Annotated in this window: 22 protein-coding genes; 12 read left to right on the top strand and 10 right to left on the bottom strand. The window is 72.2% G+C overall.

Annotated features, from left to right (window positions below; translation table 11 throughout):
- Positions 1–41: 41 nt before the first annotated feature.
- On the bottom strand, positions 42–821 hold the full coding sequence (locus ACFYYB_RS17780; RefSeq protein WP_389436063.1) for a hypothetical protein: 780 nt from the start codon (positions 819–821) through the stop codon (positions 42–44).
- Between the two features lie 643 nt (positions 822–1,464).
- A complete protein-coding gene (locus tag ACFYYB_RS17775; RefSeq protein WP_389436062.1) occupies positions 1,465–2,487 on the bottom strand; it encodes an AraC family transcriptional regulator in 1,023 nt (340 codons plus the stop codon).
- A 183-nt stretch (positions 2,488–2,670) separates the two neighbouring features.
- Between ACFYYB_RS17775 and ACFYYB_RS17770 the strand changes: the two genes are divergently transcribed.
- From ACFYYB_RS17770 to ACFYYB_RS17760, 3 genes are all read left to right on the top strand, one after another.
- Positions 2,671–4,431 carry an AMP-dependent synthetase/ligase gene (locus ACFYYB_RS17770; protein WP_389436061.1) on the top strand — a complete coding sequence of 587 codons (1,761 nt, stop codon included), beginning with the start codon at positions 2,671–2,673 and terminating at the stop codon, positions 4,429–4,431.
- 107 nt (positions 4,432–4,538) lie between these two features.
- The gene (locus ACFYYB_RS17765) at positions 4,539–5,063 is read left to right on the top strand and encodes a hypothetical protein (RefSeq protein ID WP_389436060.1); all 525 of its coding nucleotides are present in this window, start codon (positions 4,539–4,541) and stop codon (positions 5,061–5,063) included.
- A 92-nt stretch (positions 5,064–5,155) separates the two neighbouring features.
- Positions 5,156–5,914: a sporulation protein gene (locus tag ACFYYB_RS17760; RefSeq protein ID WP_389436059.1), complete on the top strand. Its 759-nt coding sequence runs from the start codon at positions 5,156–5,158 to the stop codon at positions 5,912–5,914.
- Between the two features lie 40 nt (positions 5,915–5,954).
- On the opposite strand, the gene ACFYYB_RS17755 is transcribed toward ACFYYB_RS17760, so the two are convergent.
- Positions 5,955–6,209, bottom strand: coding sequence for a DUF397 domain-containing protein (locus tag ACFYYB_RS17755; RefSeq protein ID WP_389436058.1), 255 nt, complete (start codon positions 6,207–6,209; stop codon positions 5,955–5,957).
- A gap of 89 nt (positions 6,210–6,298) precedes the next feature.
- Between ACFYYB_RS17755 and ACFYYB_RS17750 the strand changes: the two genes are divergently transcribed.
- Positions 6,299–6,817, top strand: coding sequence for a hypothetical protein (locus ACFYYB_RS17750; protein ID WP_389436057.1), 519 nt, complete (start codon positions 6,299–6,301; stop codon positions 6,815–6,817).
- Positions 6,818–6,833: 16 nt separating this feature from the next.
- Here the strand turns inward: ACFYYB_RS17750 and ACFYYB_RS17745 are convergent, their stop codons facing one another.
- Complete coding sequence (locus ACFYYB_RS17745; RefSeq protein ID WP_389436056.1) at positions 6,834–7,634, bottom strand: thioredoxin domain-containing protein; 801 nt, start codon at positions 7,632–7,634, stop codon at positions 6,834–6,836.
- Between the two features lie 293 nt (positions 7,635–7,927).
- Between ACFYYB_RS17745 and ACFYYB_RS17740 the strand changes: the two genes are divergently transcribed.
- A complete protein-coding gene (locus ACFYYB_RS17740) occupies positions 7,928–9,670 on the top strand; it encodes a lytic transglycosylase domain-containing protein (RefSeq protein ID WP_389436055.1) in 1,743 nt (580 codons plus the stop codon).
- On the opposite strand, the gene ACFYYB_RS17735 is transcribed toward ACFYYB_RS17740, so the two are convergent.
- The 3 genes from ACFYYB_RS17735 to ACFYYB_RS17725 form a co-directional block, all read right to left on the bottom strand.
- A complete protein-coding gene (locus ACFYYB_RS17735) occupies positions 9,667–10,530 on the bottom strand; it encodes an alpha/beta fold hydrolase (protein WP_389436054.1) in 864 nt (287 codons plus the stop codon). The two genes, ACFYYB_RS17740 and ACFYYB_RS17735, sit on opposite strands and share 4 nt — an antisense overlap.
- Positions 10,527–11,120 (bottom strand): TetR/AcrR family transcriptional regulator, encoded by a 594-nt coding sequence (locus tag ACFYYB_RS17730; RefSeq protein WP_389436053.1) that lies wholly within the window; start codon positions 11,118–11,120, stop codon positions 10,527–10,529. The genes ACFYYB_RS17735 and ACFYYB_RS17730 overlap by 4 nt, the downstream gene beginning before the upstream one ends.
- Before the next feature lie 310 nt (positions 11,121–11,430).
- Entirely contained in the window at positions 11,431–11,634 is a 204-nt protein-coding gene (locus tag ACFYYB_RS17725) for a cold-shock protein (RefSeq protein ID WP_112451444.1), read from the bottom strand.
- Between the two features lie 237 nt (positions 11,635–11,871).
- On the opposite strand from ACFYYB_RS17725, the gene ACFYYB_RS17720 reads away from it, so the two are divergent.
- From ACFYYB_RS17720 to ACFYYB_RS17705, 4 genes are all read left to right on the top strand, one after another.
- The gene (locus ACFYYB_RS17720; RefSeq protein ID WP_389436052.1) at positions 11,872–12,735 is read left to right on the top strand and encodes a menaquinone biosynthetic enzyme MqnA/MqnD family protein; all 864 of its coding nucleotides are present in this window, start codon (positions 11,872–11,874) and stop codon (positions 12,733–12,735) included.
- Between the two features lie 404 nt (positions 12,736–13,139).
- Entirely contained in the window at positions 13,140–14,168 is a 1,029-nt protein-coding gene (locus ACFYYB_RS17715) for a prepilin peptidase (RefSeq protein WP_389436051.1), read from the top strand.
- Between the two features lie 119 nt (positions 14,169–14,287).
- On the top strand, positions 14,288–15,487 hold the full coding sequence (gene mqnC, locus ACFYYB_RS17710) for a cyclic dehypoxanthinyl futalosine synthase (protein WP_389436050.1): 1,200 nt from the start codon (positions 14,288–14,290) through the stop codon (positions 15,485–15,487).
- A 7-nt stretch (positions 15,488–15,494) separates the two neighbouring features.
- A complete protein-coding gene (locus tag ACFYYB_RS17705; protein ID WP_389436049.1) occupies positions 15,495–16,148 on the top strand; it encodes a hypothetical protein in 654 nt (217 codons plus the stop codon).
- On the opposite strand, the gene ACFYYB_RS17700 is transcribed toward ACFYYB_RS17705, so the two are convergent.
- Positions 16,114–16,995 (bottom strand): CPBP family intramembrane glutamic endopeptidase, encoded by an 882-nt coding sequence (locus ACFYYB_RS17700; RefSeq protein ID WP_389436048.1) that lies wholly within the window; start codon positions 16,993–16,995, stop codon positions 16,114–16,116. The genes ACFYYB_RS17705 and ACFYYB_RS17700 overlap by 35 nt on opposite strands.
- Before the next feature lie 213 nt (positions 16,996–17,208).
- Between ACFYYB_RS17700 and ACFYYB_RS17695 the strand changes: the two genes are divergently transcribed.
- Both ACFYYB_RS17695 and ACFYYB_RS17690 read left to right on the top strand, forming a co-directional pair.
- Entirely contained in the window at positions 17,209–17,904 is a 696-nt protein-coding gene (locus tag ACFYYB_RS17695) for a demethylmenaquinone methyltransferase (protein ID WP_389436047.1), read from the top strand.
- A 15-nt stretch (positions 17,905–17,919) separates the two neighbouring features.
- Positions 17,920–18,831 carry a glutaminase gene (locus tag ACFYYB_RS17690; protein ID WP_389436046.1) on the top strand — a complete coding sequence of 304 codons (912 nt, stop codon included), beginning with the start codon at positions 17,920–17,922 and terminating at the stop codon, positions 18,829–18,831.
- Between the two features lie 709 nt (positions 18,832–19,540).
- On the opposite strand, the gene ACFYYB_RS17685 is transcribed toward ACFYYB_RS17690, so the two are convergent.
- Positions 19,541–20,071 (bottom strand): GNAT family N-acetyltransferase, encoded by a 531-nt coding sequence (locus ACFYYB_RS17685; protein ID WP_389436045.1) that lies wholly within the window; start codon positions 20,069–20,071, stop codon positions 19,541–19,543.
- A gap of 97 nt (positions 20,072–20,168) precedes the next feature.
- Here ACFYYB_RS17685 and ACFYYB_RS17680 point away from each other — a divergent pair, with 97 nt between their 5' ends.
- Positions 20,169–21,452 carry a geranylgeranyl reductase family protein gene (locus ACFYYB_RS17680; protein WP_389436044.1) on the top strand — a complete coding sequence of 428 codons (1,284 nt, stop codon included), beginning with the start codon at positions 20,169–20,171 and terminating at the stop codon, positions 21,450–21,452.
- Here the strand turns inward: ACFYYB_RS17680 and ACFYYB_RS17675 are convergent.
- Complete coding sequence (locus ACFYYB_RS17675; RefSeq protein WP_389436043.1) at positions 21,418–21,750, bottom strand: hypothetical protein; 333 nt, start codon at positions 21,748–21,750, stop codon at positions 21,418–21,420. The genes ACFYYB_RS17680 and ACFYYB_RS17675 overlap by 35 nt on opposite strands.
- Positions 21,751–21,825: the final 75 nt, after the last annotated feature.

Here is a 21,825-nt window from a genome sequence, read left to right as displayed (position 1 = left end):
CGGCTTGGCTACGGGGTGACTACGGGTTCCCTACGGGGTCACTACTGGTTGACGATGACCTCGTCGATCCGGCTCGCGGCGGTGAAGTGGAAGGCGTCGGCCTGTTCGTAGCGGGCCGTCCAGGACCCGGTCGCGCTGGCGGTGTAGGTCTTGGTGAAGGTGCCGTCGTGGGCGGTCGTGGACTCGCCCATGGCCAGCCACGTGGTGTATCCCTTCGGGCGGAAGTAGATCTGGACGCTCTGGCCGGCGAAGGGATACCAGTCCGGGGCGGAGTGGGTGAGCTTGCCTTTGAGGGTGAGCGGCTTCCCCTTCTTGACCGGCTCGGGCGTGGCGTCGAACCGCGGGATGGCCGTCTCGGTCCGGAAGATCTTGACGGCGGAGGTGGTCCAGCCGGTGGTGCCGTCCGCCGAGTACTGGACCTCCACCTTCAGTGAGGTCGTGCCGGCCGGGATCTCGCCGCGGTCGAAGAAGGCCCCCACCCGCACGGTCTTGTCCGACCGCACCGTGGCCGTGGGGTTCCGTAGGAGGGTCCCCGCCGTGGTGTCCACCTGCACGCGCCGGGACGGCGCGGTCAGCCATCCCGAGGATTCGCCGACCGACCACGCGCCGTCCCCGAGGAACTGCGCGGACAGGGCGAACCGGCCCGCGCCGTTCGTGACGGCGCCGAGCGACTCGCCCCGGACCGGGCTGCCGGCGGGCACCGGCTTCCACGTGCCGTCGGCGGCCTTCCAGGTGACGGTGCCGCCGACCTCGGCCCGCGTCGCGTAGGCGCCGGTCAGCTTCGTGGAATCCAGGGTGATGCGCGCCTCCGCGGGCGCCACGGAGACCTGGACGGAGCCCTGCTCCTTGATGCCGTCCAGCTCGGTCGAGACGCCGATCCGGGCGAGGTCGGGCCCGCCCTCCTCGTACGCGTGGAGCTCCTCGGTGCCCGAGAAGGCGATCCTGGACTCGAAGTGCCCCTGCGCGTCCGCCGTGAACGGGGTGGCGCCGACACCGGTGGGCTTGATCGCGGCGCCCGCGAAGGGCGCCCGCGAGCCGTCGCGCGGGTCGTGGATCCGCAGGGCCCCCGAGAGCAGCGCTCCCGCTGGGCGAGGGACACCCCGTGGGAGACCCGCAGGCCCTCGAAGACCGGCCGGAGCCGGTACCTCACAACTGCCGCGTCCTCGCGGAGGATGGTCTCGCCCTTGGTGCCCTCGTACTCCACGTCGACCTCGTAGTCCCCGAGCGCGGCCAGCTTCAGCGGGCCGGTCAGGTAGTACCGGGACGTGACCTCGCCGACGTCACAGCCGAGGTAGCAGTCGTCCCTCGTGGAGAAGCTCGTGACGGTGGCGACCCGCGTCGTCGTGCCCTTCTGGTCCGCCTCGGTGGGAGGTCCTACCTCGGCGGTAGGTCCTACCTCGGCGGTAGGTCCTACCTCGGCGGTAGGTCCTACCTCGGCGGTAGGTCCCGCCTCGGCGGCAGGCCCTACCCTCCCGACGCGATGCGGTACGCCCCCGGGGTGGTGCCCGTCCAGCGGCGGAAGGCGCGGTGGAAGGCCGTGTCCTCCGAGAAGCCCAGCCGGGCCGCCAGCTCCGCGATGGGCTCGCGGCTCTCCGCAAGTCCGGCGATCGCCGCATCGCGCCGTACGTGGTCCTTCAGCTGCTGGAAGGACGTGCCCTCCTGCTGGAGCCGCCGCCGCAGCGTCGCCGGGGACACCGCCAGGCGCGCCGCCACCTCGCCCAGTTCCGGCAGGCGCGGAGAGCCGCGCAGGGCCTGGGTCAGGGTCCGGCGGACCTGCTCCGCGACCGTGGTCCCGTACGCCGGCCGGGAGAGCAGGTCGAAGGGGGCCCGCCGCAGCATCGCGTCGAGCGCGGGCTCGTCCCGTACCAGCGGGGCCGTCAGCCAGTGCGCGTCGAAGGCCACGGCCGCGCCCGCACCCGTGCGCGTCCCGCCGAAGCGGACCGGGCAGTCGAAGAGCAGCTCGTACTCCTCCTCGTGGCGCGGCGCCGGATACGCGAAGGAGGCGTGGGCCAGGGGGATGCGCCGGCCGATCAGCCAGCTGCTCAGCCGGTGCCAGATGGCGAGCACGCACTCGGTGAGGAACCGCTCCTCGTCCCGCGCGAACTCGTTGCGCACCACGAACCACGCCTGCCCGTCCTCGACTTCGAGCGCCAGCTCCGGCCCGCCCGGGAACAGCCCGTAGAAGGTGGCGGAGCGTTCCACCGCCGCACCGAGATCGCGGCAGCCGAGCGAGGCCCTGCACATCATCGCGAAGGTGCCGGGCCGGCTGGGGACGGTCGACAGGCCCAGGAACTCGTCCTGCGTGGTCCGGTACAGCGCCCGGAACAGTCGCGCGAACTGCGCCGGAGTCACCCGCGCCCGGTCGTCGCCCAGCAGCAGCGGCGGAATCTGCGCCTCCTGGAGCAGCGGCACGACGTCGAGCCCGCGGCCGCGCGCCCCCGCGAGCACGGCGCGCACGTGGTGCACGGTGACCGTCCGCCTCCCCATGGGTCCGACGGTAGCCGCAATGAGCGCTGAGGTCAGTGGGGGTGACGCTTCCGGTCATGCCGCGGACGCCACCGCGGTGCCTAGCGTCATCGGTACGACCCGAGGGGGAGGCGAGCCACGATGAGCGCGAGGAGCCCGATGAGTCCGACGAGCCCGATGAGTCCGACGAGCCCGATAGGCCCGATGAGTGGGAGCGAGACGGACGGCGCCGTGCGGCCGCGCACGCTGGCGCTGTTCACGGAGTGGACGGGCGAGCGGTACGCGGCCGAGACCGCGTTGCGGCACAAGGGCGGCGAGGGCCGCTGGGAGGTCGTCTCGTACGGGCAACTCCGCGCCCGGGTAAGGGAGTCCGGCCGCGCCCTGCTCGGCCTGGGGGTCGCCCCCGGCGAGCGCGTCGCGGTCCTCGCGGAGACCCGGCCGGAGTGGACGTACACCCACTTCGGGGTCCTGGCCGCCGGCGCCGTCCTCGTGCCGGTGTACCCGACGGCCGGGGAGGAGGAGCTCGCCTGGGTACTGTCGGACTCCGAGGCCGTGGTCGTCGTCTGCGACGACCCCGCGCAGGCGGCCCGGGTGGAGGCGCTGCGCCCGAAGCTTCCGGCGCTGCGCGCGGTGGTGGAGATGGACGGGCTGCGCGGCCTCCCCGGCGCGGCGCCCGAAGCCGAACTCCTGGCCCGCGCAGTCGCGGTGGACCCCGCGGCCGACGCCTCCATCGTCTACACCTCGGGCACCACCGGCCTGCCCAAGGGCTGCCGCCTCACGCACGCCAACCTCGGCGCGATCCAGGACGCGACGCTGCCGCTGGTCAAGGGCGGGCCGGGGGACTCCACGTACCTCTACCTTCCGCTCGCCCACCTGCTGGCGCAGCTCATCCAGTTCACCACCCTCTTGGAGGGCGGGGAGCTCTGCTACTTCGGCGGCCGGATCGAGGACGTCATCGGGGAGCTCGCGGAGGCCCGCCCGACGCATCTTCCGTCCGTCCCGCGCCTGTTCGAGAAGCTGCACTCGGTGGTCCTGTCCCTCGCGGAGTCCCAGGAGGGCGGCGCCGCCCGCTTCGCGGAGGCGGTCCGGCTGGGGCTGCTGGCCGCGGAGGGGCGATTGCCGGCGGAGGACCGCGCCGCGACGGCCGCGTACGAGGCTGCCGAGGAATCCCTGTACTCCCTGGTCAGGGGTGCCTTCGGGGGCCGCCTGAAATGGGCGCTGACGGGCGGGGCCCCGATCGCCCCGGCCACCCTCGACTTCCTGCGGGCCTGCGGGATCGCGGTCTTCGAGGGCTACGGCATGACGGAGTCGGGCGGGGTCATCAGCCTCAACCACCCGGGCGGGGTGCGCTACGGGTCGGTGGGCCGGCCGATCGCCGGGTGCGAGGTCCGCATCGCGGAAGACGGGGAGGTCCTGGCCCGGGGGCCCATGATCTTCCCCGGGTACCACGCGAACGACACCGCGACGGCGGAGGCGCTGGACGGGGAGGGCTGGCTGCACACGGGCGACCTGGGGGAGGTGGACGGCGAGGGCTACCTCCACATCACCGGCCGCAAGAAGGAGCTGATCATCACCTCGGCGGGCAAGAACATCACCCCGACCGAGCTGGAGTTCGCCGTGCAGCGCTCCCGCTACGTCTCCCGCGCCGTCATGATCGGCGACCGCCGCCCGCACCCGGTCGCCCTGATCACCCTGGACGCGGAGGAGATCGCCGCCTGGGCCGTACGCGAGTCGGTGACCCTGGACCCGGCCGCCCCCGGCGACCATCCGGCCGTACGGGCCCTCGTCGCGGAAGCGGTCGAGGCGGCCAACGCCACGGTCTCCCGCCCGGCCCGCGTCCGCGCCTTCCGGGTCCTGCCGGGGGAGTTCACCGTGGAGGCGGGAACCCTCACCCCGACGCTGAAACTCCGGCGGCGGGCGGTGGCGGAGCGGTACGCGACGGAGATCGAGGAGCTGTACGGCTGACCAGCGCTCCCGCCGGAGGGGCCGGGGTGCCGCTCCGGCGGGGCGGCGTGGCAGACTCCCTCCCTCGAACGCGGGGGCGAACGACCCCCTGACCTGGGGGCGGGGCTATGAGCAGGACGAAGTGGGCTGCCGTGATGACGGCGGTCATCGCACTCGGAGCCGCGGGCTGCGGCAGCGGCACGGGGGCCGGGTCCAGCCCGGTGTCACCCCGGCCGGAGGGCACCGGGCTGCTCACCCGGGAGGTCGTGCGGGCGGACCTCGACACCTCGGCGGCGGCCGCGGGCGCGCCGGCGAACGACCCCGAGTGGCTCAGCCGGAGCGAGGAGTCGTCGGCCTGGAGGTGCGCAGTCGTCTTCAAGGGGTACGGGACTGAAGCCGAGCCGGTCGACGTGGCCCGGTTCAAGGCGACGGTGCGCGAACTGGACAGGCGCGACTGGGAGGACGCCGGGGAATCGGAGGAGCGCAAGGACGAAGACGAGGTGTACGTCTCCAGGGTGCTCCTCGATCAGCGCGGCTGGAGGATCGTCGCCGAGTACTGGGGGAAGCCGGCCGGCGGCATCATCTCGCTGGTGGCCTTCGACAACGCCTGCGAGGAGAAGCGGCGGGGCGGCGAAGAGGGAGCGGCCGGCTGACCGGTCGCCCTCCTGAACTCCCGTACGGAACAGTCTGCTTAGAGTGACCCCCATCGACTGGCGGGGGAGCCGGTCAGTGAACGGGGAGAGTCATGGCATTCCGCAAGTTCCTGAGCGCCCTCGGCGTCAACGCGCCGGGCGTGGAGACGGTCGTCGAGAACCCGAAGGTCAGCCCGGGTGGGACCGTGCGCGTCGTGGTCACCGCCGTGGGCGGCGGCGCCGACGTGGACATCGAGCGGGTACGGCTGGATGTGGTCGTACGGGCAGAGGACCGCGAGCTCGGAGGCAAGACCTCCTGGAAGCAGCCCTACGTGGTGGCGACGGTCGATCTCGATGGTTTCCGACTGCCCGCCGGTCAGACGGTGACGGTCCGCGGTGAGGTCGTGCTGCCGTGGGAGATGCCGCTCACGCATGCGCTGGGTGCGCCCCTCGTAGGTGGACGGGCCGCGATCCGTACGGAGCTGGCGGTCGACAAGTCCGTGGACCAGGGCGACTTCGACGAGATCGAGGTGCATGCCCTGCCCGCACAGGACGCCATCCTCCAGGGCTACACGGACCTCGGATTCGAGCTGCGTGAGGCCGAGGTCAAGATCGGGTTCCTCCCGGAGATAGCCCCGCGGATGGAGTCCCGGCAGACGCTGGAGTGCTGGCAGGAGATCGACTTCATCTTCCCGGAGTCCTGGAAGCCGGGGCGGCAGGAGCTGGAGACGGTCTTCGTCGCCCGTGAGGACTCCCTCGACGCCCACCCGGGCGGGCTCCCGGCGGAAACCTTCGTCTACGCGACGCTGAACCAGCCGGCCTGGACGCAGAAGCTGGAGAAGCACGTGCTCGGCCACTGGCCGTCCCGCTGACAACGGAAGGCGAGGGGGCCACGGGCAGTGGCCCCCTGTCCTACGCCTCTTCCGTGACCCCACCGAGGAACGCGGCCCAGGCCCCGGGGGCGACGGCCAGCTGGGGGCCGGCGTGGACCTTGGAGTCCCGGATGTGGACGGAGTGGGCGCAGTTGGCGACCTCTACGCACTGGCCGCCTTCGCCACTGCTGTAGCTCGACTTCCGCCAGTCGAAGGCGACTTCGAGGCACTCGCCGCCCTCGCCACCGCTGTAGCCTCCCGCCGCGGCCAACGCCGCCAGTGATTCGGCCAGCACCTCGCACTCACCCCCCGGTTGATCAGTGACGACCAAGGAAACACCGGGCCGCGGCCGTTGGTTCCGAGACCACCGACATCATGGAGCCCATGACGAACAACGGCGGGGAAGCGTACGGCGGGCCGGTGATGTGCCCCGGCTGCGGGACGGGGGACACCGTCCCGGTCGGCGACGTGCGGCGGGGCAAGGACCGGATACGGCTCGCTCCGGCGCCGAACACGTTCGGCGATGGCTGCTCGAACTTCGTCGAGGGCACCGTCATCGCCGGGCTGGCCGTCGCCGCGGCCGCGTACTACGCCGACGACCGGGACTGGCCGTGGCTCCTGCCGGTGGGGATCGTCGCCGGGCTGCTCGTGATGTGGGGGACGATCGCCGTCATCCGGAGCGAGGGCAAGGACAAGCGGCGGGTGCGGGCCGGCGCCGACCGGGCGGCCGCGGCCGCCGAGGGGGCCCGGTTCTGCTCCGAGTGCGACGGGGTGTTCTTCGCGTCGGGCGGTCCGTGGGAGGGCGTGGCGAGCCCGGAGCGGTTCCGCCACCACGTCTGGACGGCCGGCGGGTACGGGGATCAGCTCGACGAGAAGGCCAAGGCGGCGCCAGAGGCGGCCTGACCCGTCCGCCGGCCCGTTACTTCAGGTTCTCGGTGATCAGCTTCTTGAAGGCGTCCGGGGTGATCGAGTCGATGCCCTGGCCCGAGTTCACGGTGAGCTTCTTGCCGTTGATGGAGACGTCCGGCGTGCCCTGCATGTTCTGGTCGTAGAAGGCCTGGCCGACCTTCTCGACCCACGGCATGTAGGTGAGTTCCTTGACCGCCTTGTTGAAGGCGGGCGTGCGCAGCCCCGGGACCTGGTTGGCGAGGTCCAGCAGGGTGGCCGTGGAGCCGAACGTGTCGTCCGTTTCCTTCTCCGGGTGGTTCGCGTAGAGCACCTGGAGGTACTCCATGAACTTCTCCGGGCTCTCGTTCACCGCCGCGCCCAGCGCGTTGACCGCCCGCTTGGAGCCCTTGCCGCCGCCCAGCGCCTTGTCCAGGAAGGTGGCGAAGTGGTACTCGACGCGGTAGGTGCCCGCGTCGGCCTGCTCCTTGAGTGTCTTGCCGAGGCCGATCTCCACGCCCGCGCAGTAGGGGCAGCGCGGGTCGAGCCACACGGAGAGGACGTTCTTCGCGTCGGCCTTGCCGTACGGGATGACGATCCCGTCCTTGCCGGTGGTGTTGGCCGGCTGGACGAAGGGCTTGCCGGCCGCCTCGTCACCGGAGTCCGAGGCGTTCGCCGTGTACAGGCCGATACCGACGGCCAGGGCCAGTACGGCGACCAGCGCGCCGCCGATCAGCACGCGCCCGCGCAGCTTCTCGCGCCGGGCCTGCGCCTCGCGCTCCTCGCGCATCCGCGTCCGGGCCTCGCGCCGCTGGTCCTTCTTGCTGGTTGCCATTCCCCAAGGATAAAGATCGTAGAGCGCTCAAGTAGGTGCCATTGGTGCGAATCGGGCAGGGACCTAAGTCCCTCGTCCGCATCCGGGCAAGGTCCTGTGAAGGGAAGGCGAATGGTGGGCCACATCTCCAGGGGTGCCGGTGAGTCGTGGGCGAAGAACTGATAGACAGTTAACCTCCACGGCCCCGTTCGGCCGTCCGCGCGAAGCAGTATGGGGCGCGCGGAGCGACATGTGAGTTATTTACGTTTTACGGGGGCCCGGACCGGCCGCCGCTCTGGGGGGATCGCCGCACTGTGAAGCCACTTCACCGTCACCTCGTCAACACCTCGCGCAAAGTGGTGTGCACGGCTGCCCTCGCGGCCAGCCTGACCACCGCCGCCGTCGTGACCAACACGCCGATCGCGGGCGCGGGGGAAGCCGAGCCGACGCCCGACAGCCCCCAGGCGACCGATCGCGGTGACGCCCGGCTGGAGCTCCCGGACCTGGTCGCCGACCCGCCGCCGGCGATCCCCGGCGCCGCCAGCCCCGACGGAGCCACCGCGGGCATACCCGCGACCGCCCTCGACGCCTACAAGCGCGCCGGGATCTCGGTGGCCGCGGCCCTCCCCGGCTGCCACCTGCCCTGGCAACTGCTGGCGGGCATAGGCCGGGTGGAATCCGTGCACGCCTCCGGCTACGGGCTCAAGGCCGACGGGTACACCGAGAAGCCGATCCGCGGGCCGCGCCTGGACGGCAACGGCTTCGCCGAGATCAAGGACACCGACAAGGGCGAGTGGGACGCGGACCCGCAGTACGACCGCGCGGTCGGCCCGATGCAGTTCATCCCCTCCACCTGGTCCACCTGGGGCGCCGACGGCAACGCCGACGCCAAGCGCGACCCGAACAACATCTACGACGCGGCACTGGGCGCCGGCCTCTACCTCTGTGCGGGTCAGCGCGACCTCACCAAGGCGGGCGACCTCGACGAGGCGGTCCTCAGCTACAACAGGTCGCGCGACTACGTAAACACCGTGCTCGGCTACATGCGGCAGTACCAGGCCGGCCAGGGCACGACCCCGGTCACGAACCCGCCGGCCACCAACAACCCGACGCCGACCCCCACTCCCACGCCGACGCCGACCCCCACGCCGACCCCGACTCCCAAGCCCACGCCGACCCCCACCACGCCGTCGAAGCCCCCGAAGCCCCCGAAGCCCACTCCGACCCTGGACAAGCTGGTCAGGATCGGCACGCGGGAGCTCACGGCCGAGGCCGGGACCGAGTTCCCGCGCACTCCGCTCATCAAGGCGGTGCTGAGCGACGGCATGCCGGCCGTCGGTCAGCAGATCGTGGTCGCGGTCGACGACGACACCACCGGCCGCACCGTGTTCGCGGCCGACGGCAAGGAATACGCGGTCCTGTACACCGACGCGAAGGGCCTGGTCCGGGTCCCGAAGCTGAAGGCGGGCCGCAAGGCGGGCGACTTCATCCTGCGCGCCACGGCCTACGCGCCTTCGGGCGAGGCCTCCGTGAAGATCGCGGGCAAGGTCACCCCGGCCACGCCGGTCCCCGTCCCGGAGGCGGACCACCTGATCCGCAGCGACGAGAACGCGGGCAAGCCGCTGACCGCGGTGGCCGGCACCGGGATCAAGGGCGTGCAGTTCCTGGCGACGGCGAAGGACAAGCCCGTCGCCGGGGCCAAGGCCACGGCCGGGCTCGGCGCCAAGGACAAGGACGGGAAGTGGGTCCCGGCGGACCCGGCCAAGGCGGGGGAGACCCCGTACTTCCTGGACAAGGACGGCAAGAAGCTGACGGAGCTGGCGCTCCCGGCGACCGGCGCGGACGGCAAGATCGCCCTGCCGGAACTGTCCACCACGGGCGTCGCCGCGGGCACGTACACGCTCCGCGTGCGGATCTCGGACCAGGTGGTGCTCTTCCTGGAGATCACCGTCACCGCGCCCGTGCCCCCGGTCACCGACCCGACCGACCCGCCGGCCACCGAGAAGCCGGCGACGACGCAGTCGGCGGCGACCGAGCGCCGGACCCGCAAGGCCTAGTACCCGAAGGCCCGGTCCCGGAAGGCCTGCCGGAGCACCCCGCCGAACTCGGCGGGGTGCGTGGTCAGGCCGGTGTGCCCGCCGGGGAAGTGCAGCAGCTCCCCGCCGAAGCGCTCGGCGAGGTACGCGGCCGGGCGGTACGGCAGTTCGCCCCGCGCATCCCGGCCGCCGGCGAGCACGAGCCGGTCCGAGACCGCCTCCAGCCGCCGGAGGTCCGGGGAGTGGGCCATGAAGCTCGGCACGATCCGCCCGAGGAAATAGGGCAGGTCGGCCATCGTCCGCGCGGCCCGGGCGGCCGCGTGCGGCGGCAGGACGGCCGGCGCGGGCTGATCGGGAACGGGTGCGTCCCGGTCCGGCTCGCCCTTCAGCCCCGCCGCGAACACCCCCATCGCCGGCATCAGCCCCTCCGCCTCCAGGGTGTCCCGTACGCGGGCGAGGAAGGCGCGGTGCGCAGGGGCGTCCGGGAGCACCTCCACCAACGGCGGCTCGTGCGCCACGAGCCGTACGAAGCGTTCGGGCCGGGCGGCCAGCAGGTGCAGGGCCGCGATCGCGCCCGAACTGGAGGCGAAGACCCGGGCGGGCTCGCCGGGAGACAGCAGGTCCAACAGCCGCAGCGCGTCCTCGGCGTGCTCGGCCACGCTCTGCCCGGCCTCCGGTTCGTCCAGCGGGCTGCGGGACAGGCCGCGCGGATCGTAGGACGCGACGGTGTACTCGGCGGCCAAGGCCTCGGCGACTCCGTCGAAGGCGGCCGCGCCGCCGGTCCCGCCGGGGATCAGCAGCAGGAGCGGGCCCCGGCCGCGCACCTCGTAGTGCAGGGTCGCGCCCGGCACGCGCAGGCGGCCGACGGCCGGGGCGCTCACGCGCAGTCTCCCCGCCGGGCGATGCCGCGCTGCCTCAGCAGGTGGTGCAGGGATTCGAGGGACCAGAGCCAGGAGGCCTGGGGCTCCCGCGCGTGGGCGAAACCACCCGAGGCCTCCAGGGCCACGAACCCGTGGAACGTGCTGCGCAACAGCCGGGCCGCGTCGGTCAGATCGGGCTCCGCCAGCCCGTAGCCGCGCAGCATGCCGTACGTCAGCGCGATGGCGCGGCGCGGCCCGGCGGCCTTCGCGGCCAGCTCGGGGTCGATCTTGCCCGGGGCCTGGGTGGCCGCGTAACGGCCGGGGTACTTGTGGGCGTACTCCCGCCAGGCGTTGGCGAACGCGAAGAGCGCGTCCTTTCCGGCGAGCCCCGCCGTCGCCTCCGCGATGAGCAGCGTCTTCTCGTCCGCCGCCAGCAGCGCGATCCGCCCGCGGAGGTCCTCCAGGCTGCGGACGTGCGCGTAGAGGCTCGCGTCCTGCACCCCGAGCCGCCGCGCGACCTGCGCCATGGTCAACCGGTGCAGCCCGACGTCATCCGCGACCTCGGCCCCCACGCCGGTCACCTTCTCGGCCGTCAGCCCCATCCGCACCATGTGCCCCTCCTGTTGTCCCTAGATTCCTAGGATCCCTAGGTGGTAGCTAGGTTGTCTAGTCAATATCCTAGGAATCCTAGGAAGCGGGGTTTCCGGGGGGTGGTCGGCCGGGGTGTCGGCTGGGGTGGTCGGCTCCGCCGACGGAAAGCGCCCCCGGCACCGTCGAACGGTGCCGGGGGTGGGCTGAGGCCCGGGCCCGTTCGATGACCCGGCCAGGGCAAAGGCAGGAGCCCCGTCGACTCTGCTCGCACAGAGAAGACAGGGCTCCTTGGGTACTGCATATCCAACCGCGATTGGTTGGCCCAGGCGACTAGGCCGGGGTGACGTTCTCCGCCTGCGGGCCCTTCGGACCCTGGGTGACGTCGAAGTTCACCAGCTGGTTCTCCTCAAGGGAGCGGAAGCCGGCGGCGTTGATCGCGGAGTAGTGGACGAAGACATCCGGGCCGCCGCCGTCCTGGGCGATGAAGCCGAAGCCCTTTTCAGCGTTGAACCACTTGACGGTTCCGGTAGCCATGAGCCCTCCTATGGGCCAAAGGGTCGCCCTGCTCCAGAACCTGCTAAGAAGTCTGAAAACTACAAAAGCCTGCGGGTCACATTCTCCGCAGGCCTCGTACTGCAAGGGAAACCAAACTGCAACTTGCGTCGAGCCTAGCACGCACATCCCGGCCGAGACCAGAGGGAAAGATCACGTCACTCGGACGTTTGAGACCCGCCAGACGGCTGACGGAGACGCGGGGGCTAGTCTCGCGATGTGGACGTCAATCGCAGCCGGCCCCGCGTCGGCCACATTCAGTTCCTGAACTGCCTGCCCCTCTACTGGGGGCTGGCCAGAACCGGCACGCTGCTGGACCTGGAGCTGACCAAGGACACCCCGGAGAAGCTCAGCGCGAGCCTCGTCCAGGGCGGCTTGGACATCGGTCCCATCACCCTCGTGGAGTTCCTCCGCAACGCGGACGACCTCGTCGCCTTCCCCGACCTCGCGGTCGGCTGCGACGGTCCCGTCATGTCCTGCGTGATCGTCTCGCAGGTCCCCCTGGACCAGCTGGACGGCGCCCGCGTCGCTCTGGGATCGACCTCGCGAACGTCCGTACGCCTGGCACAGCTGCTGCTCGCGGAGAAGTACGAGGTGCGGCCCGACTACTACACCTGCCCGCCCGACCTGGGCGTGATGATGCAGGAGGCGGACGCCGCGGTGCTGATCGGCGACGCCGCCCTGCGGGCCTCGCTGCACGACGCGCCCCGGCTCGGGCTCGCCGTCCACGACCTGGGGGCGATGTGGAAGGAGTGGACGGGGCTGCCGTTCGTCTTCGCCGTCTGGGCCGCCCGCAAGGACTACCTGGAGCGGGAGCCGGAGGTCGTGCGGAAGGTCCACGAAGCCTTCCTCGCCTCCCGGGACGTGTCCCTGGAAGAGGTCGGCAAGGTCGCGGAGCAGGCGGCCCGCTGGGAGGCCTTCGACGCGGAACTCCTGGAGCGCTACTTCACGACGCTCGACTTCCGCTTCGGTGCCGACCAACTGGCCGGCGTACGTGAATTCGCGCGGCGGACGGGACTCACGACGGGCTATGCGCCCGATGTGAACGTGGAGCTCCTGCCGGTGGCCGTGCCGGGGCATTAGCGCGGCTTATGAGGGTATTCGCCTTTCCGCAGAGCGGAATGGAGCGGAAAGGCGAATGCCCGCCCCGCCGTTTACCGCGAATGCCTCCTCCTTTAACTCCCCGGCTCGCGGCGGGGCCGGGCGCGCGGGCGGGGCCGCCGGGGGACGGTGGCCCTCGCGCCGGGCCTCGCCCCCCCCTTCGCGGGCCCGGACCGGCAGGCCCTGGAACAGACGCCGGCCGGGTTCGAACCGAGCGCCGCCGCCGCGGCTGCCCGAGGGTGCGGCGGGCTCCGCCGCTTCTTGAGGGCGCCCGGTGGCGCTGCTAGCGTGCGTCGCCAAGTCACGGGGTGTGGGGCGGGGGCATGGGATGAGGTTCCGGGAACGGGCGGTCGCACCGGGCCGCGGAGCCGCGGGGGCGGGCTGAGATGGGCATCACGCTGTTCGTGGCCGGGGTCACGCTGTGGGGCGCGGCAGCGGGACTCCTCCTGCCCCGGGCCGCCTACCGGCTCTCCGTCGAGGTGGGCCTGCCCCGGCGCTCGTCCTGCCCGGCCGGCCACCCCCTGACCGGCCCGGCGGGAGGCTGGCTGGGCTTACCCCTCTGCCCCCGATGCGCTGCGGCTCGGGACGCGGCACGGGCTCCGAACGCGGCCTTGGCCCCGGACCCGGCCTCGGACCCAGCCCCGGCCCCGGCTCCGGATCCGACCCCAGGTTCGGACTCGGTCCCGGCGACGGCCCCAGGTCCGGACCCAGTCCCGGCCGAGGTCCCGGACCCGCTCTCGGCTTCGGCCCCGGCCCCGGACCCCGCCGCGGACGGCGGGCCTGGCCACCGGCAGCGGTACCGGGCCCGGCGGCGGGGTGGCTACGCGCCCGTCGGAGGGGCCGCTCTCGCGACCGTCCTGGTGTGTCTCGCGCTCGGGACCGGGGTCGGGGCGCGGCCCGAGCTCGTCGCCTGGCTGCTGCTGGCGCCGTTCACCGTCCTGCTCTGCTTCGTCGACCAAGCCGTGCACCGGCTGCCCGACGTACTGACCCTGCCGCTGGCCGCCACCGCGGCCGTCGCGCTCGGCGTGGCCGCCCTGTTCGCCGGTACCGGCGGATCCTGGACCCGCGCGCTGCTCGGAGGGCTCACCCTCGGGTCCGTGTACCTCGTCCTGCACCTGGTCTACCCGCCCGGCATGGGCTTCGGCGACGTCACCCTGGCCCTGACCGTGGGGCAGGTCCTGGGCTGGTACGGGTGGTTCGTGCTGTTCGCGGGCACCCTCGCCGCCTTCGTCGCGGCGGCCGTGCACGGGTACGCCCAGGTCGCCCTGCGCCGGGTGGAGCGCGGGACCCCGATGGCCTTCGGGCCGTTCATGGCCGGCGGCGCCCTCGCGGGCGTCGTCTACGCGGGCCTGGGCCTGGGCCTGGGTCTCGACCTGGGCTCCGGCCCCGTCCTGGGCGCGGCGCCGGTGCCGTGAGACATCCCGCAGGGGGCCAGACCGAGAGCCGGACGGGCTGGCGTAGGCTGGATCGGTCCGGGGAATCTTGACCGCAGCCGGGCGCCAGCCGAACGACACAGCCGAAAGGTGACGCACCGGTGACCGACCAGGCCGCTCTCCAGTCAGTCCTCGACCGAGCCGCCACTGGGGGCCGGATCACCCAGGAAGAGGCGCTCGACCTCTACCGCCACGCGCCCCTGCACGCGCTGGGCCAGGCCGCCGACGCGGCCCGCCGGCTGCGCTACGCCGGTACCGAGCACATCGCGACGTACATCATCGAGCGCAACATCAACTACACCAACGTGTGCGTCACCGCATGCAAGTTCTGCGCCTTCTACGCGGCCCCCAAGGACACCAAGAAGGGCTGGTCCCGCGACCTCGAGGACATCCTGCGCCGCTGCGCGGAGACCGTCGAGCTGGGCGGCACGCAGATCATGTTCCAGGGCGGCCACCACCCGGACTACGGCGTCGAGTACTACGAGCACCACTTCTCCGCCATCAAGCAGGCCTACCCGCAGCTGGTCATCCACTCCCTCGGCGCGTCCGAGGTCGAGCACATGGCCCGGATCTCCAAGGTGTCGGCCGAGGAAGCCATCCAGCGCATCCACGCCGCCGGTCTCGACTCCTTCGCGGGCGCCGGCGCCGAGCTGCTCCCGGAGCGCCCGCGCAAGGCGATCGCCCCGCTCAAGGAGTCCGGCGAGCGCTGGCTGGAGATCATGGAGATCGCCCACAAGCTGGGCGTCGAGTCCACCTCCACCATGCTGATGGGCACCGGCGAGACCAACGCCGAGCGCATCGAGCACATCGCGATGATCCGCGACACGCAGGACCGTACGGGCGGCTTCCGCGCCTTCATCCCGTACACCTACCAGCCCGAGAACAATCACCTCAAGGGCCGGACCCAGGCGACCGTCTTCGAGTACCTGCGCATGATCGCCATCGCGCGGCTCTTCCTCGACAACATCGCCCACATCCAGGGCTCCTGGCTCACCGTCGGCAAGGAGGCGGGCCAGCTCTCCCTGCACTACGGCGCCGACGACCTCGGTTCGATCATGCTGGAGGAGAACGTCGTCTCCTCGGCCGGTGCCAAGCACCGGTCCAACCGCATGGAGATCATCGACCTGATCCGCAAGGCGGGCCGCACCCCGGCCCAGCGCGCCACGACGTACGAGCACCTCCTCGTGCACGACGACCCGGCCAACGACCCGGTCGACGACCGCGTGGTCTCGCACATCTCCTCCACCGCCATCGAGGGCGGCACCGCCCACCCCGAGCTGAAGCTCATCTCCACGAACTGACGCGCCCGTGCTGACGATCCACACCGCCGAACTCCTCGTGACCGGGCCCTCCGGTCAGGGACCCGCGCCGCTGCCCGGCGGCGCGGTCCTGGTGGAGGGCGACCACATCGCCCGGGTGGGCCCGTACGAGGAGCTCGCCGCGGCCTACCCGCACGCGCGCGCCCGCAGCTGGCCCGGGGTACTGACCCCGGGGCTGCTGGTGCGCGGCGGGGACGAGCTGCTGGAGCGCACGTACTACCCGGACGACCCCTACGAGATCACCGAGCTCGGGACCGAACCGATCAGCGGCGCCGAGGCGTTGGCGGACCTGAAGATGACCGAGCCGCGCTGGGGCAACAGCGCGCGGCGCGGCACGCAGAAGCTGCTCGCCCGCGGGGTGGTCGCGGTGGCCGGCCGGTTCACCAGCCCGGCCGTCCGGACGGCCGTGGTCCGCTCCGGACTCGCCGTCGTCCCGCCCGCCCCCTACGAGGGCCCCGCCTCCCTGGACCCGCTCGCCGGCCGGACCACCGCCGAGGAGGCCTTCCACGGGGTCCTGGAGCCGGGAGCCCCGGCGCGGTTCGCGGTCTTCGCGGTGGCCGGCCCGACGGAACTGCTCGTGGAGGGTCCGACGACCTGCGTGGCCACGGTCATCGGCGGAAGGCTGCTCCACCGCCGCCGCTGAGCCCGGCGGAGTCCGTCTGCCCGCGGCGGTCGCCGCGGACCAGGAAGACGGCCACGAACCCGAAGACGACCATCAGGATCGTGGCCGTCGAGGTGAGGAGCGACCAGCCGCCGGTGTGGTGCGTGACGCCTGCGTCGATGCCACCGCTGGAGAGGATGGTCGTCGGGTCCGTGACGGCGTGGAGGGCGATCGCGGACCAGATGGTGCCGGTGAGGCGCATGACGAGGTACATGCACACGCCGAAGCCGAAGGTGTAGACGACGGTGACGAGCACCGTGTTCACCTTCATCCCGGACAGCACGTTGGTCAGGTGCATGAGGGCGAACAGCAGCGACGAGACCACCATCACGAACCGCTCGGAGTGCCCGGCGCCGCGGAGCAGATCGACCGCGAGGCCGCGCGTCGCGAGCTCCTCGGCGAGCCCCACGCAGACCCCGAGCAGGGCGATGAGGAGGAGCTGCTCCGGCCGCCAGTCGCTCCAGTCGGCGGCCGCGGCATGGCCGACGACGGCGATGAGCGCGAGCGCGGGACCGATCCACATCCAGGGCCGGCCCGAGCCCGTCCGCCTGGCGAAGATCGAGCGGAGCCGGCCGATGGCGGCCGAGAAGCCGAGGAGGGTCACGGCGCCGATCGCGATCGGCAGCACGAGGGTGAAGAAGATGCTCGCGCCCGTCGCCAGTACGTCGTCCTCGTCCACCTCGTCGCCGAAGGCGGCGCCGATGGCGCGCCCGACCAGCAGGTAGTAGGCCAGATATACGACGATCACCAGGACGGCCTTCCCCAGGGTCGGCCGATCGAAGAACCCTCTCCGGGACGTGACCGGACCGTCGTCCACCGGCTGCACCATGACGCACCCACCCGTCTGTTTCTACTCTTTTAGGGCTATCGAACAATAAGCCATGTGAGTGCCTCTTCTGGGCCAATACGGGCGGCCGGGTGCGGGGGACGGGGGCCTGCGAGAATGACGGGGAGGTCCGCCGGACCCTGCCCGACCGTCCGCCGAACCGCTCGCCGAACCACCCGCCGAACCATTCGCACCGCACCCGAGGGGCCCACGCCAGTGACATCCGCTTCCCTGGACAAGCAGCCGCACGAAGTCGCCTCCATGTTCGACGGCGTGGCGGCGAACTACGACCTCACCAACGACGTCCTCTCCCTCGGGCAGGCCCGCCTGTGGCGCAAGGAGGTCGCCAAGGCGGTCGGTGCGCGCCCCGGGCAGCTGGTCCTCGACCTGGCCGCCGGCACGGCCACCTCCTCGCTGCCCTTCGCGGCGACCGGCGCGTACGTCGTGCCCTGCGACTTCTCCCTCGGCATGCTCCGCGAGGGCAAGAAGCGCAACCCCTGGCTCCCGCTGACCGCCGGCGACGCGACGAAGCTCCCCTTCAAGGACGACGTCTTCGACACCGTCACCATCTCCTTCGGCCTGCGCAACGTCCAGGACACCGACGCCGCCCTGCGCGAGCTGTACCGGGTCACGAAGCCCGGCGGCCAGGTCGTGATCTGCGAGTTCTCGCAGCCCACCTGGGCCCCCTTCCGGACCGTGTACACCGAGTACCTGATGCGCGCGATGCCGCCCGTGGCCCGCGCGGTCTCCTCCAACCCCGACGCCTACGTCTACCTCGCCGACTCCATCCGCGCCTGGCCCGACCAGCCGGCGCTGGCCGGACTGCTGCAGAAGGCCGGCTGGTCCAAGGTGGCCTGGCGCAACCTGAGCGGCGGCATCGTGGCCCTGCACCGCGGCACCAAGCACGCGTAGTACGGGGCTGCGGAGATGGACTACCAGGCCCTGCTGGAGCAGGTCGCCACCGACATCGCCCCGCTGATCGGCAGCGGCACCACCGCCGAGTACATCCCGGCGCTGGCGTCCGTCGACCCCCGGCAGTTCGGGATGGCCATCGCCGACCTCGACGGCAACGTGTTCGGGGTGGGGGACTGGCAGACCCCCTTCTCCGCGCAGTCCATCACCAAGGTCTTCGCGCTGGCCCTCGCGCTCGCCGAGGGCGGCGTCAGCCTGTGGGAGCGGGTCGGCCGGGAACCCTCCGGCAACCCCTTCAACTCCCTCGTGCAGCTGGAGTACGAGAACGGCATCCCGCGCAACCCCTTCATCAACGCGGGCGCGCTCGTCGTCACCGACCGGCTCCAGACGCTGACGGGCGACGCGAGCAGCGAACTGCTGCGCTTCCTCCGGGAGGAGAGCCAGAACCCGGAGGTCACCTTCGACGCGGAGGTCGCCGCCTCCGAACAGGAACACGGAGACCGCAACGCGGCCCTGGCCCACTTCATGGCCGCCTACGGGAACATCGACAACCCGGTGCCGATGCTGCTGGAGCACTACTTCTGGCAGTGCTCCATCGAGATGAGCTGCGCCGACCTGGCCCGGGCCGGCCGCTTCCTGGCCCGGCACGGCCTGCGCGCGGACGGCTCCCGCCTCCTCACGCGCAGCGAGGCCAAGCAGGTCAACGCGGTGATGCTGACCTGTGGGACGTACGACGCGGCGGGGGAGTTCGCCTACCGGGTCGGCCTGCCGGGCAAGAGCGGCGTGGGCGGCGGCATCGTGGCAGTGGTCCCCGGCGCGTGCACGCTGGCCGCGTGGAGCCCCGGCCTGGACGCCCAGGGCAACTCCGTCGCCGCGGTCGCCGCCCTGGACCGCTTCACAACCCTGACGGGCCTGAGCGTTTTCTGAAGCCCTCTCGACGTACCCCTCGCACCGCTGCGCCGGGCACCTTTTCGACGCGTCCCTCACACCGCTGCGCGGGCTTCGGGGCGCTGAGCCGGACTCCGTCCGGTGGTGGCTGGTCGGCGGTGGCGCCATGGCCGCCCGTGGCGGGGCTGGTGGGCGGGTGCGGGTGGGTTGGCCCTGCGGGGCTGGGTCCCCTACCCGCCCTTCGCCCGTTCCCCGGGGCTGCGCCCCGGACCCCTGCCGCGTGCGGCGCCGTTGCCGGGGCGGGCCCCCGGACCCCCGCTCCTCAAACGCCGGCGGGGCTGGATTGCCCACCCAGGCGCGGGTTCAGGCCCACGTCGGCCAAATCCAGCCTCGCCGGCGTTTGAGGCGCGGGGTCTGGGGCGCAGCCCCAGGGGGTCCGGGCGCAGCCCGGCACCCCTTCCCAGCCGGTCCGGCGCTTGAGGACCGGGGTCTGGGGCGGAGCCCCGGGGGGTCCGGGCGCAGCCCGGACCCCTGCTCTTCAGCCCGTCCGGCGTTTGAGGACCGGGGTCCGGGCAGCGCCCGGGGAACGGTGGAAGGGCGGGTAGGGGACTTCGCCCCGGGCAGCGGCAACGGTCGCGGCGGGGACCTCGCCCCGCGCAGCGGCGACGGTCGCAGCAGGGGACTTCGCCCCGCGCAGCGGCCACCCGTAGGGCGGCTCCGGCGGAGGGGCGGCCCCGTGCAGCGGGGGTCAGGACGGGGAGAGGGTCAGCTCGTAGCGGCGGGCGGTGCGGGGGCCGCCCGGGATGGGGTGGCGGGCCGCCAGGGTCATGCCCAGGCGCTCCGCCACCGCGATCGAGCGGACATTCGCATCGTCGATCATCGCCACCACATCCCCCACCCCAGCCCCCCGCACCCGATCGAGCGTCGCCAGCGCAGCCGCGTAGGCATAGCCCCGCCCCCACGCGGAGCGGCCCAGCCGCCACCCGATCTCGATCTCTCCCACCGGCCCCCACGCCTTCGACTCCGGCCACGGCTGCGCGCCGGTGAAGCCGATGACCTCACCGTCCGCGTCCAGCAGGGTCCACAGGCAGAAGCCGAGCCGGGCGTCGTGCATCCGCTGCCGGGCGGTGATCTCCTCGTAGAAGGACAGCTCGGCGGGGCCGCCGAGGAACTCCATGACGTCGGGGTCGTGGAAGACCCGGTGCCAGGCGTGCGCGTCCTCGTCCGTGGGCACACGGAGCTGGACGACGGGGAGCGGCCGGGTCGGCGAGGTGGTCACAGGGGGCAGCCCTTCGAATCGCGATCTCTCTCGCTGCATAGACTGCACAGGTCTTGTGCCAATGGGCACCCTTTATCGAGCCTTCGGGAGACCCGCCGTGACCGAGCCCCTCTCCGAGCACTCCGCGGACGTGATCGTCGTCGGGGCCGGGCCCGCCGGCTCGACCACTGCTTATTACCTGGCCAAGGCCGGACTTGACGTCCTGCTCTTGGAGAAGACCGCGTTCCCGCGCGAGAAGGTCTGCGGCGACGGCCTGACGCCGCGCGCCACGAAGCAGCTCGTGTCGATGGGCATCGACATCTCCGAAGAGGCGGGCTGGCTGCGCAACAAGGGCCTGCGCATCATCGGCGGCGGCCAGCGGCTCCAGCTGGACTGGCCGGAGCTGGCCTCCTTCCCCGACTACGGACTCGTCCGCAAGCGCGACGACTTCGACGAGACCCTGGCCCGCCAGGCGCAGAAGGCCGGCGCCCGGCTGTACGAGCGCTGCAACGTGGGCGAGCCCGTACGCGATCCCCGTACCGGCCACATCACCGGCGTGACGGCGAAGCTCGGCGAGGAGAAGACCCCGGTCACCTTCAGCGCCCCGCTGGTGGTCGCGGCCGACGGCAACTCCTCCCGGCTCTCCCTGGCCATGGGCCTGCACCGGCGCGAGGACCGTCCGATGGGCGTGGCCGTGCGGACCTACTTCACCTCGCCGCGCCACGACGACGACTACCTGGAGTCCTGGCTGGAGCTCTGGGACCGGCGCGGTGCCGAGGACCGGCTGCTGCCCGGCTACGGCTGGATCTTCGGCATGGGCGACGGCACCTCCAACGTCGGCCTCGGCATCCTCAACTCCTCCTCCGCCTTCAAGGAGCTGGACTGGCGCGAGGTCCTCAAGGCCTGGTGCGCCTCGATGCCGGAGGACTGGGGCTACACCCCCGAGAACATGACCCAGCCCATCCGGGGAGCGGCGCTGCCGATGGCCTTCAACCGCCAGCCGCACTACACCAAGGGGCTGCTGCTCGTCGGTGACGCGGGCGGGCTCGTCAACCCGTTCAACGGCGAGGGCATCGCCTACGCGATGGAGTCGGGCCAGATCGCCGCCGACGTCATCGTCCAGGCCCACTCCCGCGCCACCCCGGCCCTGCGCGAACTCACCCTGCACAGCTACCCGAAGGTCCTGAAGGAGACCTACGGCGGCTACTACACCCTGGGCCGCGCCTTCGTGAAGCTCATCGGCAACCCGAAGATCATGAAGGTCGCCGCCCAGCGCGGTCTGAGTCACCCGGTGCTGATGAAGTTCACCCTGAAGATGCTGGCCAACCTGACCGACCCGACGGGCGGCGACGCGATGGACCGCGTCATCAACGGCCTTTCGAAGGTCGCCCCCAAGGCCTGATCCTGGCCCGCGGGGCCCCGTACGCGATCCCGTCCGGGGGTCCGTCCGGGGCCTCCCGCTCGGGTTCGGACGCGCCGTGGACCTGGCGGACGCAGCGGGCCAGCAGGACCAGGCCGCAGAGCATCAGGGTTCCCGAGGTCGTCCACTCCAGGCTGAGCGTGAGCGGGGAGCCGGGCTTCTGCCAGGGGCGGGTGGTGGTCAGCAGCCAGCCGCCGAGGGACAGCATGCCGAGTCCGGCGGCCGCCGGGGCGGAGCCCGGACCGGAGACCGGGGCTCCGCCGGATGGGCTGGTCGTCACGGATCACCACTTCCTGGGGCGACTCGGGCGTGCTCGCCCCGGCCATCTTCGCAGGGCCCGGCCCGTTCGGCACCG

The sequence above is a fragment of the Streptomyces sp. NPDC002886 genome, from assembly GCF_042888445.1.
Lineage (GTDB): Bacteria > Actinomycetota > Actinomycetes > Streptomycetales > Streptomycetaceae > Streptomyces.
The sequence above is the reverse complement of the archived record's forward strand: the minus strand, read 5'-3'. Positions and strand labels throughout refer to the sequence as shown.